This is a genomic window from Nonomuraea sp. NPDC050540, from assembly GCF_044457485.1.
Taxonomy (GTDB): Bacteria; Actinomycetota; Actinomycetes; order Streptosporangiales; family Streptosporangiaceae; genus Nonomuraea.
Map to the genome: position 1 here is coordinate 88,135 of NZ_JBITHA010000012.1, position 13,080 is coordinate 101,214.

Genomic DNA, 13,080 nt, shown 5'->3' on the forward strand with positions numbered 1-13,080 from the left:
ATGGAATACATCCGTTTGGGGAGCAGTGGCCTGAAGGTGTCCCGGGTGTGCCTGGGCATGATGAGCTTCGGCGATCCGGACCTGCTGGACTGGTTCGTCCCCGAGGAGCAGGCGGAGGCCATCGTCCGGCGGGCCGCGGACGGCGGCGTGACCTTCTTCGACACCGCCGACATGTACAGCACCGGCGGCAGCGAGGTGATCACCGGCAACGTGCTGCGGCGCACGTTCGCCAGGCGTGAGGACTACGTGCTGGCCACGAAGGTCTTCTTCCCCACGGGCGAGGGGCAGAACGACCGCGGGCTGTCGCGCAAGCACATCATGGCGGCGCTCGACGCCTCGCTGGAACGGCTCGGCACCGACTACGTGGACCTCTACCAGATCCACCGCTGGGACGAGGAGACGCCGATCGAGGAGACCATGGCGGCGCTGCACGATGTCGTGCGCTCCGGCAAGGTCCGCTATCTCGGCGCCTCCACCATGCGGGCCTGGCAGTTCGCCAAGGCACAGCACGTGGCCGAGGTCAACGGGTGGACGAGGTTCGTGTCGATGCAGCCGCAGTACAACCTGCTCTATCGCGAGGAGGAGCGGGAGATGCTGCCGCTCTGCCGCGACCAGGGCGTGGGCGTGATCCCCTGGGGCCCGCTGGCGCGCGGGGTGCTGGCCCGGCCCGCGCTCGCGCAGGCGGCCACGACGCGCAGCGCCAACGACGGCCGCATCCCGGCCACCTACGAGACCGACAACAACCGGGCCATCCTCGACCGCCTCATCCAGGTGGCGGCCGAGCGCGAGCTGCCGCCGGCCCAGGTCGCGCTGGCCTGGCTCATGCACCAGCCGGGGCTGACCGCGCCGATCGTCGGCACCACCAAGGCGGCGCAGATCGACGACGCGGTCGCCGCCGCCGCGGTGAAGCTGTCGGACAAGGAGGTCGCGTTCCTGTCCGAGCCGTACCAGGCGCGCGAGTACATGCCCTAGCGGGCGCTCTGCTCGGCCAGGTGGTCGAGCGGGCCGGCCACGTCCGGGTCGAAGCGGACGCCCACGGGCGGGTTGTCGGCGGTCTGGTGCAGACCGGGACGGCCCGCCTCGACGGCGAAGGAGGCCCGGGTGGAGACGGGCGCGCCGGGCCGGGAGACGTACGGGACGACCTGGTAGTCGACGGTGAGCGTGTCCGGGGTGGCCTTGGCCCGGACGTAGCCGCGCTGCACGTTGTGGAACTTCAGGTGCGGGTTGGCCCGCATGAAGATCTGCCCGATCCGGTCCTGGTCGGCGCCGTCCTTGCCGGAGGAGATCGAGGTGCCGGCGAACTCCACGCCCATGACCGGGGCGTTCGGGTCGTCGAAGTCCGTGGTGAGTTCGGCGGCCAGGCTGCGGTGGATGTCGCCGGAGATCACCACGGGGTTGCGCACCCCGCGCTGGACCATCCCGGTGAGCAGCCGGTCGCGGGCGGCGGCGTAGCCGTCCCACAGGTCCATGCCGAACGACTGGACGTCCGGGCTCGCGTCGTGGTCCAGCGGAGCCATGAGCAGCTGGTTGGCCAGGATGTTCCAGGTGGTGTGGGAGCGGCCGAGGCTGTCGAGGAGCCAGGCCTCCTGGCGCTCGCCGAGCATGGTGCGGTTCGGGTCCAGGCGCTCGGCGCAGCCGGCCTTCTCGCCGTCGCCGCAGGGCTGGTCGTCGCGGTACTGGCGGGTGTCCAGCACGCTGAACGCGGCCAGCCGGCCGAACGCCTGCCGCCGGTAGAGCCGCATGTCGGCGCCCTGGGGCAGCGCCGATCGGCGCAGCGGCATGTGCTCGTAGAAGGCCTGGAAGGCCGCGGCCCGCCGCTGCAGGAAGACCTGGCGGTCCTGGTCCGGCTCGGTGTCGATCTGGGAGATGTCCTTGGCCCAGTTGTTCTCGACGTCGTGGTCGTCGACCGTCACCATCCACGGGAACGCCGCGTGCGCCGCCTGCAGGTCGGTGTCGGTGCGGTAGAGGGCGTGGCGGTTGCGGTACTCGGTGAGGGTGAAGGTCTCCTTGAGGTATTGCTCGGGCAGGGCGATCCCGCGTACGCCGCCGGTCGCGCCGACGCCGTACTCGTACAGGTAGTCGCCCAGGTGAAACAGGACGTCGAGATCCTCCTGGGCCAGGTGCCGGTAGGCGGTGTAGAAGCCTTCGTACCAGTTCTGGCAGGAGACGAAGGCGAAGGCCAGGCTGTCCGGGCGGGCGCCGGGCGGGGGAGCGGTCTTGGTACGGCCGGCCGGGCTGATCTCGCCCCCGGCGCGGAAGCGGTAGAAGTAGTCGCGCCCGGGGCGCAGGCCGTGCAGTTCGACGTGGACGCTGTGGCCGTACTGGGGCCGCGCGAGCGTGTGGCCTTCGCGGACGACGCGGCGAAAGCCCTCGTCGGCGGCCACCTGCCACTGCACGGGCACGGGCCGCTCGGGCATGCCGCCGCGGCCGTCGACGGCGAGCGGGTCGGGGGCCAGCCTGGTCCAGAGCACGACCCCGTCGGGGGCCGGGTCACCGGAGGCGACACCGAGGGTGAAGGGGGTGGATGAGGCGCCGGCCGCGCCGGCCCAGCTGGGGATGGCCGCGGCCGAGCCGGCCACGAGGGTGGCGGTGAGGAAACCCCGGCGGGAGACCTTGTTCATGCGCGCTCCTGTGGTTCATGGGAGAAGGGCGCGCCCACCCCACCATGAACACAGGAGCCCGAAGTGATCTAGAAGTTGATATTTCCCGACATCGTGATGAAGGGATCATTTGTTCAGAAATTCTGTCCACTATCCGGGGAGGTCCAGGAGCTCCACCGCCCGCTCCCTCATCTCGACCTTGCGGATCTTGCCGGTGACCGTCATCGGGAACCGCTCGACCAGGTGAATGTAGCGGGGGATCTTGTAGTGGGCCAGGCGGCCCGCGCAGAACTCCCTGACCGCCTCGGCCGTCAGCGGCTCCGCGCCGGGGCGCATGACGATCCAGGCCATGAGCTCCTCGCCGTACTTGCTGTCCGGCACGCCGATCACCTGCACGTCGGCCACGTCGGGATGGGTGTAGAGGTACTCCTCGATCTCGCGCGGGTAGACGTTCTCACCACCGCGGATGACCATGTCCTTGATCCGGCCGACGATGTTGACGTAGCCCTCCTCGTCCATGGTGGCGAGGTCTCCGGTGTGCATCCAGCGGGCGGCGTCGACGGCCTCGGCCGTCTTCGAGGGCTCGTCCCAGTAGCCGAGCATCACCGAGTACCCGCGCGTGCACAGCTCGCCCGGCTCGCCGCGGGGCACCACCAGCCCGGTCTCCGGGTGCACGATCTTGACCTCCAGGTGCGGCATGACCTGCCCGACCGTCTCGGTACGGCGGGCCAGCCCGTCATCGCGCCCGGTCATCGTGGACACCGGGGAGGTCTCGGTCATGCCGTAGCAGATCGCCACCTCCTCCATGTGCATCTCGCCGGCCACCCGCTTCATCACCTCGACCGGGCAGGGCGAGCCCGCCATGATGCCGGTGCGCAGGCTGGACAGGTCGAACTCGGCGAAGCGCGGGTGGCCGAGCTCGGCGATGAACATGGTCGGCACGCCGTACAGGGAGGTGCAGCGCTCGCTCTCCACGGCCCGCAGCGTGGCCTCGGGGTCGAAGCCGGGCGCGGGCAGCACCACGCACGCGCCGTGCGAGGTGGCCCCGAGGTTGCCCATGACCATCCCGAAGCAGTGGTAGAGCGGCACCGGCAGGCACACCCGGTCGGCCTCGGTGTAGCCGAGGCCCTCGGCGACGAAGTAGCCGTTGTTGAGGATGTTGTGGTGCGAGAGCGTCGCGCCCTTGGGGAAGCCGGTCGTGCCCGAGGTGTACTGGATGTTGATCGGGTCGTCGAAGGAGAGCGTGGCGGCGCGCTCGCGCAGAGCCGCCCGGTCGGCGCCGCGGCCGCTCGCCACCAGCTCCTCCCAGCCCCGCTCGCCGATGAAGACCACCTGCTCGAAGCCGATCTCGGCGAGCATCGCCCGGTAGTCGCCGGTCTTGAACGCCACCGCGCTGACCAGCAGCCGCATGCCGGACTGGCGGACCACGAAGTCCAGCTCGTGCCCTCGGTAGGCCGGGTTGACGTTGACCAGGATCGCGCCGATCTTGGCGGTGGCGTACTGCGTCAGCACCCACTCGGCGCAGTTCGGCGCCCAGATGCCGACCCGGTCTCCCTTGGCGATGCCCCTGGCCATGAGGCCGAGCGCGACCTCGTCGACGGCGGCGTCGAACTCGGCATAGGTCCAGCGCCGTCCGCTCGCCACGTCGACCAGGGCCTCACGGTCGGCGAAGCGGGCCGCGGCGCGCTCCAGATTGTCCCCGATGGTCTGGCCCAGCAGAGGAAGCGCGGAGACGCCTGACGCGTGTGAGTCACCCATGACGGAAGCATCCGGCAGGGTCCTGCCCGGCGCTACCCCCGTTCGGGGGTGGCCGTGCCATGCTGGAGTAATGGTGGCACTGCGGGCGGCGCTGGCCCGGATGCGGCACGTCACCGGCCTGCCCGTGCTGTTCGGCGGCACCGTGACGGCGGGCCGTACCGTGCGGCTGACCGAGCTGGCCGGGACCACGACCGGCGCGCTGCGCGGGCTGGCCATCCGGGCAGGCAGCGGCCTGGGCGGCCGGGTGCTGGTCACCGCCCGGCCGGGCAGCGTCGAGGACTACGCCACCGACGCGCGCATCAGCCACGAGTACGACCAGCCCGTGGGCGCCGAGGGCCTGCGGGCGATCGCGGCCGTCCCGGTGGTCGTGGGGGAGAGCGTCGGCGGGCTGCTGTACGGCGGCATCCGCGAGCCGCTCACCCTCGGTACCCGCGTGCTCGACGCCATGGGCAGGATCGCCGCCCGGCTCGGCGTGGAGCTGGCCGTACAGGCTGAGGTGGAGCGGCGGATGGCCGAGCTGGAGACCGCCGCGATCACCCGCGCGGCCCGCGAGCGGCCGACCGGGCCGGAACGGGAGAACCTGCGTGAGGCGCACGCCGAGCTGCGCTCCATCGCCCAGGAGATCACCGACCCGGCCCTGCGCGAGCGCCTGCGGGACGTGTGCGAGCGGCTGGGCGCGCCGCACGCGCCGCCGCCCGCGCGCAACCCGCTCTCGCCCCGCGAGATCGACGTGCTGTCGCTGGTCGCGGTGGGCTGCGGCAACGCCGAGGCCGGCGAGCGGCTGGGGCTTCGGCCCGAGACGGTCAAGAGCTACCTGCGCGGCGCGATGCGCAAGCTCGGCACCCACACCAGGATGGAGACCGTGGTGGCGGCCCGGCGCGCGGGCCTGCTCCCCTAAGGGCGCAGGGCCCAGCGCAGCGGGCTGTCCCCGATGGTCTCCGCGACCTCCTCCACCTCGAAGTCGATCATCCGCTGCTCGCCGCTCCAGTCGGCGCGGGCGCGACCGGCCAGCCGCAGGGTGTGCCCCCGCTCCCAGTCCACGAACAACAGCCCGGCGGCCGGTTCCAGCTCCAGGTTCCCGAGCGTCAGGAACATGAAGTTGCCCAGGTAGTCGGCCCAGCGCAGCCGTCCGGGCTCCGGCACGTCCACGAAGCCGGGCGGGCCGCCGCGATGTGAGACGTCCGCGCCCTGACCGTCCGCGCGGGTGGCGATGAAGAAGGTGTCGGCGCTCTCGATCCACCGCCGGTGCCCGTCGGTGAGCGCCGCGTGCTCCACGGTACGGCGCGCCTCCGGCTCGGCCACCGAGGTGATCTCCCTGATCACGATGTACTTGGGGCAGTTCGCGATCACCTGGTCGGTCTCGATGACCAGCCGGTCGCCCTCCTGCGTGGCGGTGCCGTTGACCCGCATGCGCCGCCGCGTCCACGGCTCGATCGCCAGCGTCCCGATCTCCCCGCCGGCCTCGAACGGCGGCTGCCCGCGTACGGCCAGCGTCGTCGCCCCGAGCGGCTCGATGAATCCGGGCTCGCCCGTCATCAGCCCGATCCGCGAGCTCGTGCCGACGACCAGCATCCGCTGGCGGCGCAGGAACTCCCTGGCCACCTCGGGCAGCTCGGGGCGGGCACGGGCCGAGCCGAGCAGCTTCGTGATGCCCGCGCGCCGCTGCGCGCTCACCTCACCGGGATGAATGCCCATGGCTAGAAGAATCCGCAGGTGGGGGCGTCCTCGTGCGGGGCGGGGGTGGTGACTCCCTCGGTCACGTAGATCTCCAGCCGGGTGCCGTCGGGGTCTTCGAAGAACAGCCCGCCGGATTCGCGGCCCGTGCCGTGCGGGACGATCCCGTCGTGCCGGATGGCCACGCCGAGCTCGCGCAGCCGGGCCTCGATCGCCTCCAGTTCGTCGATGCCGGGCGCTTCGAAGGACAGGTGGTGCAGTCCGGGCCGGTCGCCGTCGAAGCGTCCCGAGCTCTGCTCCCACAGCGTGAGCACGAGTTCCTCCGGCCGGCCGAGCCGGGCGTAGCGCCAGTCGCCGCCGTCGGTCTTGCCGTACAGGCCGAGGCCGAAGACCTGGCAGTAGAAGTCGATCGAGCGGTCGAGTTCGGTGACGTTGAGCCCGACGTGCCCGGTCTGGAGTGCGGTCGCCACAGAGCGACTCCCTTCTAATGGATGTACCGCAATTCAAGCATTAGTCGCTAATGGGTGCAAGTGCGGGGTAGCATTAGCAGAGTGGTGCACATCGCCGTCGCCTTCGCCAACACCGTCCGCGTCTCCACGGGGGACGCGCTGGCCACTGCCGCCGGTCTCGCCGCATGGCTGCGTGAGCGGCGTTCCGAGCTGGAGGTACGCCTGGACGAGGCCGACCTCCTGGCGATCGGTGACGACGAGGCCGCCGCCGCCCGGCGGGCCCGCGACGCCGTACGCGCCCTGATGGGAGGCGCGCAGGAAACGGACGAGCACGTCCGCGCGCTCAACGACGCGGTGCGGGCGGCGCCGCGATGGCGTGAGCTGGCATGGGGTGAGCCGCCGTCGGTCACGGCCCGTTCGGCGCGGCCGCCCGTCCTGGCGGCCGTCGCCGAGGTGGCCGAGCAGGCGATCCTGCTGCTGACCGGCCCCGACCGCGACCACGTACGGCCCTGCGGGGCGCCCGGCTGCGTGCAGTTCTTCCTGAAGGAGCACCCGCGCCGGGAATGGTGCTCGACCGGCTGCGGCAACCGCGTGCGGGTGGCCCGCCACTACGCCCGCACCAAGGGCGCGTAATGCGCGTGGGGGTCCTGGGCCCGCTGGAGGTCACCGACGGCGGCGGCGAGAAGGTGCAGGTCGGAGGCGCCCGGCTGCGCGCGCTGCTGATCCGGCTGGCTCTGGACGCGGGCAGCGTGGTCGCGGTGGAGGCGCTCACCGGGGCGCTCTGGCCGCAGGACGGCCCGGCCGACCCCGTGCACTCCCTGCACTCCCTCGTCTCCCGGCTGCGCCGCGCCCTGCCGGCGGCCATCCTGCAAGTTCCCGGCGGGTACCGCCTGGACCTCCCGCCCGACGCCGTGGACGCCCTGCGTTTCGAACGCCTGGCGCGTCAGGGCAGGCAGGCGCTGCGCGAGGACGACCCGCAACCGGCCGTGGAACGGCTGCGCGCGGCACTGGCGCTCTGGCGCGGCGAGGCGCTGACCGACGTGGCCGACGCACCCTACGCATGGGCCGCCGCCGCGAGGCTCCACGAGCTCAGACTGGCCGCCACAGAGGACCGGATCGCCGCCGAGCTGCGGCTGAGCGGAGACCACTCCGCCCTCGTGGCCGAGCTGGAGGAACTCCTCGCCGCCCACCCCCTTCGTGAACGGCTGCGGGCCCTGCTCATCGAAACCCTCCACGCCACCGGCCGCCGGGCCGAAGCGCTCGCCGCCTTCGAGTCCTTCCGTGCGACGCTGGCCGAGGAACTGGGCGCCGGCCCCGGACCGGAACTGAAAGAGCTCCACCTGGCTCTTTTGCGCGCAGAAAGCCCCGTACGCGGCAACCTGCGCGCGCCGCTGTCCAGCTTCGTCGGCCGCGTCGAGGAGCAGGCGCACCTGATCCGGCAACTGAACGAGCGGCGGCTGGTCACGCTCCTCGGCCCGGGTGGCGTCGGCAAGAGCCGGCTGGCGACGCGGGCCGCGAGCGAGCTGGCGGCCGGGTTCCCCGGCGGCGCCTGGCTGGTCGAGCTGGCATCGGTGACCGACCCGGCGGCATTGCCGCAGACCATCGTCACCACCCTGGGCCTGACCGGTCCGGGCAGGCCGGGCGACCAGATGGGACGGCTGGCCGACGCGCTGCCCGCGAGCCCGACGCTCATCGTGCTGGACAACTGCGAGCACCTGATCGACGCCGCCGCCCGCCTCGTCGAGGACCTGCTCGGCCGGTGCCCGCACCTGCGCGTCCTGGCCACCAGCCGTGAGCCGCTCGGCCTGCTCGGGGAGGCGCTGAGCCCGCTCGCGCCGCTGCCCGCCGCCGACGGGGTACGGCTGCTCGCCGACCGGGCGGCGGCCGTGCGGCCCGGGTTCACGCTGAGCGAGGAAGGCCGGGCCGCCGCCGAGCGGATCTGCGCGCGCCTGGACGGGCTGCCGCTGGCGATCGAGCTGGCGGCGGCACGGCTGCGGTACGCGAGCGTGGAACAGGTGGCCGCCGGGCTGGGCGACCGCTTCCTGATGCTGACCGGCGGCAGCCGTACGGCGTTGCCGCGCCATCGCACACTGCGTGCGGTCGTGTCGTGGAGCTGGGACCTGCTGTCGCGGGAGGAGCGGGCGGCGGTCGAACGGCTCGCGGTCTTCCCCGGCTCGTTCACGCCGGAGGCGGCGGCCCGCGTGTCGGGGTGGGCGGCGGTGGAGGACTTCGCCGACCGTTCGCTGCTGCAGTTCGTGCCGGGGCCGCAGCCGCGCTACCTGATGCTGGAGACCGTCAGGGAGTACGGCCTGGAACGGCTCGCGGAGTCCGGCGGGCTGGCGGAGGCCAGGGCGGCGCATGCCGCCTACTTCGCCGAGCTGGCCGAACACGCCGAGCCGCGGCTGCGCGGGGCCGGACAGCTCACCTGGGTCCGGCGGCTGCGGGCCGACCGGGACGATCTGCTGGCGGCGGTGCGGTTCGCCGCGGATTCCGGGGACGCGGCCACCGCGTCGCGGCTCGGGGCCGGCCTGCGCTTCTTCTGGACGATCGCGGAGGATCCGGGCGAAGCGGCAGCCCTGCTGCGCGGGGTGCTGAACGTGGCGCCGCATCCGGAGGTCGCGGCGGCGTACCTGCTCAATCTGGTTCTGGCCGCGGAAGGGGGCCGCGCCAAGGGCGAGGCCGGCGGGCTGCTCGCGCTCGCGGCCGGGTGCGAGCGGCCCGCGACCAAGGCGATGATCGAGGCCCTTGTCGCGCTGATCACCGGTGACGCCGCGCCCGGACTGGCCGCGATCGACGCCGGTCTGCCCCGATCCGCGGCGTGGGATCGGGGGGTGTTGTGGTTCGTGCGGTCGTTCCTGGACGGCGGTCTCGGGGACATGGAGGCGATGCGCACCGATCTCGGGCAGGCGGCGACGGCGTTCCGCGCCTGCGGCGAGCACTGGGGACAGGCGACCGCGCTGAGCTACCTGGCCTTCGCCCGCACCACGCTCGGCGACTTCGAGGCGGGCGCCGCGGCGCTGGAGGAGTCGATCGGGCTGGCGCGCGACCTCGGGACCGGCGACGGACAACGGGTCTGGCTGGCCATGGTCCGCAGCCACACCGGGCAGACGGCCGCGGCCCGCGCGGAACTGCTCGACGTCCTTCGCGGCAACCCGCCCGCGAGCCGGCTCGGGCTCGCCCGGGTCCAGCTGGCCAACCTCGCCCGCTTCGACGGCGACCTCGACGCCGCCGCCCGGCACCTGGCCGAGGCGGCCGTGAGCAGGGACCCGCTCTTCCTCCTGGCCCGCGCCCAGCTGGCGGTGGCCAGAGGCGAGGACGCCGGGCCCGACCTGGCCGAGGCGTTCGCCCTGGCCCTGGAGATCTGGGACATGCCGCTGGTGGCCATGGCCGCGGTCGCCGTGGCCTCCTGGCGCCTGGCCACCGACGCCTCGGAGGCGGCCGGAGTGCTCGGCGCCGCGCACGCGTTGAGAGGCGGCCCCGACGCCCGCCACCCCGACGTCGAACGGCCGGCCCGCGTCCTCCGCGCCGAACTGGGCGAGCCCGCCTACCACGCGGCGTACGAGCACGCCCGCCGCCTCGACCGCGCGGTCGCGATCTCCCTCGTCAAGGCCGCGCTCGCTCACACGCGCTGAGCGCTCCTGCGAGGGATCTGTGGGCGGTCTGCGAGGACCGCCGGGCACGGTGGCCCCCATGACGTACGCGTTCCAGGCGGAAGGCCTGGTCAAACGGTTCGGGAAGACGACGGCGCTGGCCGGCGTCGACCTGGCGGCCCTGCCGGGCACGATCTTGGGCGTACTCGGCCCCAACGGCGCGGGCAAGACGACGGCCATCCGGGTGCTGGCCACGCTGCTGCGCCCCGACGAGGGCCGCGCCGAGGTGGGCGGCCTCGACGTCGTCAGGCACGCGCCGCGGGTCCGCAAAATGGTCGGCCTGACCGGCCAGTACGCCTCGGTGGACGAGGACCTGACCGGCACGGAGAACCTCGTCCTCCTCGGCCGCCTCCTCGACCTGCGCAAACCCGAGGCCGAACGGCGCGCGAGCGAGCTGCTCGGCCGCTTCGGCCTGGCCGAGGCCGCCGGCAAGCGGGCCGGAACCTACTCCGGCGGCATGCGCCGCCGCCTCGACCTGGCCGCCGGGCTCGTCGGCGAACCGAGCGTCGTCTTCCTCGACGAGCCCACCACCGGCCTCGACCCCGGCCGCAGGGAAGACCTGTGGCGCATGATCCGCACCATCGCCGACGGCGGCGGCACGGTCCTGCTCACCACCCAGTACCTGGAGGAGGCCGACGCCCTGGCCGACGAGATCTGCGTGATCGACCACGGCCGGGTCATCGCCCACGGCACCCCGGCCGAGCTCAAGCAGGTCGTCGGCGGGCAGACCATCGTGGTACGGCCCAAGGATCCGGCCGAGCTGGCGCGGGCGGCGGAACTGACCGCCAAGGCCACCGGCCGCGAGCCCGCGAGCGTGGCCGCAGGAGTGCTGACCGTCGCCGTCGACGGCGGCGCCGCGTTCACCGCCGTCGTCGGGGCGCTGGCCGAGGCCGGCATCGAGGTCGCCGAGCTGTCGCTGCGGCTGCCCAGCCTGGACGAGGCCTTCTTCGCACTGACCGGAGCCGCGTGATGCCGTTCGCCCTGCTCCGGCACAGCCTGCTCCTGGCCGGGCGCGGTCTGCGCAAGACTCGCCGCAACCCGGGCATCCTGTTCGACGCGCTGTTCCTGCCGATCGTCTTCCTGCTGATGTTCGTCTACCTGTTCGGCGGCGCCGTCGCCGGGTCGCCGCAGGCGTACCTGCAGTACATCTTCCCCGGCACGCTGGTGATGTCGACGCTCATGGCCGGCCTGCTGTCCACCGGCGTCAGCCTCAACGTCGACATCAAGAAAGGTGTCTTCGACCGGTTCCGCAGCCTGCCCATCGGCCGTTCCGCGCCGCTGATCGGCTCCGTCGTCGGCGATCTCATCAGGTACGGCGTCGCGCTCGTCACCCTGTTCCTCCTCGGCTACCTCCTGGGCTTCCGGGTCAGGACCGACCTGGTGTCGGCGCTGGCCGCCTGCGCCCTGGCGGTCACCCTCGGCTTCTGCATGAGCTGGATCAACGTGCTCGTCGGAGTGCTCATCAAGGAGACCTCGATCGTGCAGAGCGTCGGGTTCCTGGGGATCTTCCCGCTGGCCTTCGGCACCAACATGGTCGCGCCCACCGAGACCCTGCCCGGCTGGCTCCAGGCCTGGGTCAACGTCAACCCCGTCACCCACGCCATCGACGCCACCCGCGGCCTGCTCCTCGGCGGGCCGGTCGCCACCGCGGCGAGCACCACCCTCATCTGGTCGGCCGGTTTTCTCCTCGTCTTCGTCCCCCTCGCCGTCATCGCCTTCAGGAGGCGCAACCAGTGAACATCGTCGAATCCCGCTCCCTCGACCCCATGGACCCCCTCGACGACCTCGAACCCCTGCTCGACCTGGTCGGCGACGCCCGGGTGGTGGCGATCGGCGAGAGCTCCCACCATGTGCGCGAGTTCTACCTGCTGCGCCACCGCCTGCTGCGCCTTCTCGTCGAACGCCGCGGCTTCACCGTCTACGCGCTCGAAGCCCCGTACACCGACGCGCACACCATCGACGCGTGGGTACGCGGCGGCCCCGGCACCGTCGAGCAGGTCGCCTCCGCCGGCATCGACCACGGCATGGGCGACTGCCGGGAGATGCACGACCTCCTGCGCTGGATGCGCGAGCACGAGCGCCCCCTGCGCTTCGCCGGCTGCCTGGCCGGCGTCCCGCGCACCGCCCTGCGCGCGGTCGCCGCGTACATGAAGGAGGCGGACCCCGACGCGTACCCCCTGGCCGACCGGGCCTTCCGGCTGGCCGGCGGCGACCGCGAGGTGCCCAGCATGAAGGCCATGATGGACCACGCCCGCCGCCCGATCGCGGCGCAGGACGAGCTGACCGTGGCGATCAGCCGCCTGCTGGCGCGCATGGAGACGATGGCCGGATACCAGCGCGGCCAGGGCCGCGCCGCCCAGCACGCGGCCGCGTTCCAGCATCTGCGCAACGCCTGGTACCTGGACCACGGGGGCCGCGACCTCGGCGGGCGCGGCATGGCCGTGGGCACCGCGTGCCTGGACGCCTTCGGCGCCGAGAGCGTGCTGCGGCTCGTCGACGAGGGCGCCCGCGTCGTGGTGGCGACGCACAACACCCACATCCGCAAGACGGTGATCGAGCACGAGGGCGACTTCGGGCTGTTCCCGCAGGGCTACCACCTGGCCCAGGCGCTCGGCCCTGACTACGTCTCCATCGCCGCCACCAGCCTCGGTGGCCGCACCTCCGCCGGGCGGGTCGCGCCCGAGCACCCGCTGGGCTTCGAAGCGGTCGACGTCGAACTGCCCGCTTTGGCCGAGGGCAGCGTCGAGACGCTCTTCGACGGCGGCGCGCCCCTGGCCATCGCCGACCTGCGCGGCCACGACCCGGAGGCGTTCACGCGGATCAGGATGCTGGACTACTTCATGGACGTCCCCGTCGTCCGGGCCTACGACGCGGTCGCCTGTGTCCCGGAGACCCGGTCCGCCGAGACCTTCAGGCAGGCGTGAAAGTCGTCGAGCGCCCGAGGCACCC

Annotated in this window: 11 protein-coding genes; 7 read left to right on the plus strand and 4 right to left on the minus strand. The window is 72.8% G+C overall.

All coding sequences use genetic code 11. The features are described from left to right. On the plus strand, positions 1 to 972 hold the full coding sequence (locus ACIBI5_RS34555; RefSeq protein WP_397252913.1) for an aldo/keto reductase: 972 nt from the start codon (positions 1 to 3) through the stop codon (positions 970 to 972). Here the strand turns inward: ACIBI5_RS34555 and ACIBI5_RS34560 are convergent. After that, positions 969 to 2,621, minus strand: a complete 1,653-nt coding sequence (locus ACIBI5_RS34560) for an alkaline phosphatase D family protein (RefSeq protein WP_397252914.1) — start codon at positions 2,619 to 2,621, stop codon at positions 969 to 971. The two genes, ACIBI5_RS34555 and ACIBI5_RS34560, sit on opposite strands and share 4 nt — an antisense overlap. Positions 2,622 to 2,750: 129 nt before the next feature. Then, complete coding sequence (locus ACIBI5_RS34565) at positions 2,751 to 4,358, minus strand: AMP-binding protein (protein ID WP_397252915.1); 1,608 nt, start codon at positions 4,356 to 4,358, stop codon at positions 2,751 to 2,753. 70 nt (positions 4,359 to 4,428) lie between these two features. Between ACIBI5_RS34565 and ACIBI5_RS34570 the strand changes: the two genes are divergently transcribed. After that, a complete protein-coding gene (locus ACIBI5_RS34570; RefSeq protein WP_397252916.1) occupies positions 4,429 to 5,256 on the plus strand; it encodes a LuxR C-terminal-related transcriptional regulator in 828 nt (275 codons plus the stop codon). Here the strand turns inward: ACIBI5_RS34570 and ACIBI5_RS34575 are convergent. Further along, on the minus strand, positions 5,253 to 6,053 hold the full coding sequence (locus tag ACIBI5_RS34575) for a pyridoxamine 5'-phosphate oxidase family protein (protein WP_397252917.1): 801 nt from the start codon (positions 6,051 to 6,053) through the stop codon (positions 5,253 to 5,255). The two genes, ACIBI5_RS34570 and ACIBI5_RS34575, sit on opposite strands and share 4 nt — an antisense overlap. 2 nt (positions 6,054 to 6,055) lie before the next feature. Further along, positions 6,056 to 6,502, minus strand: a complete 447-nt coding sequence (locus ACIBI5_RS34580) for a VOC family protein (protein ID WP_397252918.1) — start codon at positions 6,500 to 6,502, stop codon at positions 6,056 to 6,058. An 81-nt stretch (positions 6,503 to 6,583) separates the two neighbouring features. Here ACIBI5_RS34580 and ACIBI5_RS34585 point away from each other — a divergent pair, with 81 nt between their 5' ends. The 5 genes from ACIBI5_RS34585 to ACIBI5_RS34605 are packed head-to-tail and all read left to right on the plus strand — an operon-like array spanning position 6,584 to position 13,055. Further along, on the plus strand, positions 6,584 to 7,114 hold the full coding sequence (locus tag ACIBI5_RS34585; RefSeq protein ID WP_397252919.1) for an ABATE domain-containing protein: 531 nt from the start codon (positions 6,584 to 6,586) through the stop codon (positions 7,112 to 7,114). Continuing rightward, entirely contained in the window at positions 7,114 to 10,113 is a 3,000-nt protein-coding gene (locus ACIBI5_RS34590; RefSeq protein WP_397252920.1) for a BTAD domain-containing putative transcriptional regulator, read from the plus strand. The genes ACIBI5_RS34585 and ACIBI5_RS34590 overlap by 1 nt, the downstream gene beginning before the upstream one ends. A gap of 58 nt (positions 10,114 to 10,171) precedes the next feature. After that, entirely contained in the window at positions 10,172 to 11,101 is a 930-nt protein-coding gene (locus tag ACIBI5_RS34595; RefSeq protein ID WP_397252921.1) for an ATP-binding cassette domain-containing protein, read from the plus strand. Beyond that, the gene (locus ACIBI5_RS34600; RefSeq protein WP_397252922.1) at positions 11,101 to 11,868 is read left to right on the plus strand and encodes an ABC transporter permease; all 768 of its coding nucleotides are present in this window, start codon (positions 11,101 to 11,103) and stop codon (positions 11,866 to 11,868) included. Before ACIBI5_RS34595 ends, ACIBI5_RS34600 begins: the two co-directional genes overlap by 1 nt. Continuing rightward, complete coding sequence (locus ACIBI5_RS34605) at positions 11,865 to 13,055, plus strand: erythromycin esterase family protein (RefSeq protein WP_397252923.1); 1,191 nt, start codon at positions 11,865 to 11,867, stop codon at positions 13,053 to 13,055. Before ACIBI5_RS34600 ends, ACIBI5_RS34605 begins: the two co-directional genes overlap by 4 nt. The last annotated feature ends 25 nt before the right edge of the window (positions 13,056 to 13,080 follow it).

What these genes read in the sequence shown, in the direction of transcription:
- ACIBI5_RS34565 (WP_397252915.1), bottom strand. Translation starts at nt 4,358, where the DNA reads ATGGGTGACTCACACGCGTCAGGCGTCTCCGCGCTTCCTCTGCTGGGC.
- ACIBI5_RS34560 (WP_397252914.1), bottom strand. Translation starts at nt 2,621, where the DNA reads ATGAACAAGGTCTCCCGCCGGGGTTTCCTCACCGCCACCCTCGTGGCC.
- ACIBI5_RS34600 (WP_397252922.1), top strand. Translation starts at nt 11,101, where the DNA reads ATGCCGTTCGCCCTGCTCCGGCACAGCCTGCTCCTGGCCGGGCGCGGT.
- ACIBI5_RS34555 (WP_397252913.1), top strand. Translation starts at nt 1, where the DNA reads ATGGAATACATCCGTTTGGGGAGCAGTGGCCTGAAGGTGTCCCGGGTG.
- ACIBI5_RS34595 (WP_397252921.1), top strand. Translation starts at nt 10,172, where the DNA reads ATGACGTACGCGTTCCAGGCGGAAGGCCTGGTCAAACGGTTCGGGAAG.
- ACIBI5_RS34590 (WP_397252920.1), top strand. Translation starts at nt 7,114, where the DNA reads ATGCGCGTGGGGGTCCTGGGCCCGCTGGAGGTCACCGACGGCGGCGGC.
- ACIBI5_RS34570 (WP_397252916.1), top strand. Translation starts at nt 4,429, where the DNA reads ATGGTGGCACTGCGGGCGGCGCTGGCCCGGATGCGGCACGTCACCGGC.
- ACIBI5_RS34575 (WP_397252917.1), bottom strand. Translation starts at nt 6,053, where the DNA reads ATGGGCATTCATCCCGGTGAGGTGAGCGCGCAGCGGCGCGCGGGCATC.